Below are 1,027 nucleotides of genomic sequence, written 5' to 3' on the forward strand. Positions count from 1 at the left end.
CGCCATGGCAAGGCCGGCCACGACAATGGCCAGCACGATCGCCGTGCTTTCAAGAATGCCGAGCCGCCCTGATGTTCGTTCGTTCATCGCAATTCTCCTTCGAAACTGTTTGACGAAAATCCTGGCCGATCACAATGTGGAAGTTGCGCTGCCAGCCTTCGGCCACGACGAAGGCTGGTTGGCCGACCGCCTTCCCGGCGCTGAATATTCGCAGGAGCAAGAGAATGCGCTTCGATCTGGTCGATCTCCGCCTGTTCCTGCTGGTCGCCGAACGCGGCAGCATCACCCATGGCGCCGAGCTTGCCGGACTGGCCCTGGCGTCGGCCAGCGCCCGCATCAAGGGCATGGAGGAGCGGCTCGGCGCGCCGCTGCTGGAGCGCCGGCGCCGTGGGGTGGTGCCGACGGCGGCCGGACAGGCGCTGCTGCATCATGCGCGCGCGGTGCAGAACCAGATCGAAGCGATGACCGGCGACCTCGCCGCCTATGCCACCGGCCTGCGCGCCCGCGTCCGGCTGATGGCCAACACCGCCGCCACAGCCGAGTTGCTGCGCGAGATCCTGCCCACCTTCCTTGTCGCGCATCCCGGCATCGACATCGAGCTCGACGAGCGCCCCAGCCATGAGATCGCGCAAGCCGTGGCCAGTGGTGCGGCCGATCTCGGCATCGCCGCCACCTGGGCCGGCCTTGCGCACCTCGAGCAGAAACCGTTCTTCATCGACCGGCTGGTGGTGATCGCCGCGCGAAACCGGCCCGGCCTTGAAGGCCGCACCGTCAACCTCACTGAGCTTCTCGGCGAATCTTTCGTCGGCCTCAGCACCGGCCATGCGCTGCAGGAGCACATCGCCCGCCAGGCGGCCCGCCTTGGCGGCCATCTGCATGTCCGCATCCGCGTTCCCGGCCTCGACAATGTCTGCCGGCTGGTCGCGCAAGGTGCCGGCATCGCCATCGTGCCGGAAAGTGCCGCGCGCCGCTCGGCACGCTCGCTGCGACGCCTTCGGCTGACCGACGACTGGGCGACGCGCCAGCT

The 1,027-nt window shown here is 68.1% G+C and carries 1 protein-coding gene; it reads left to right on the forward strand.

Annotated elements, in window-relative coordinates:
* Positions 1–224: 224 nt before the first annotated feature.
* A partial coding sequence (locus EN914_RS36400; protein WP_127389734.1) for a LysR substrate-binding domain-containing protein occupies positions 225–1,027 on the forward strand: 803 nt, incomplete at its 3' end.

It is taken from the genome of Mesorhizobium sp. M7A.F.Ca.CA.001.08.2.1, from assembly GCF_003998455.1.
GTDB classification, from domain to species: domain Bacteria; phylum Pseudomonadota; class Alphaproteobacteria; order Rhizobiales; family Rhizobiaceae; genus Mesorhizobium; species Mesorhizobium ciceri.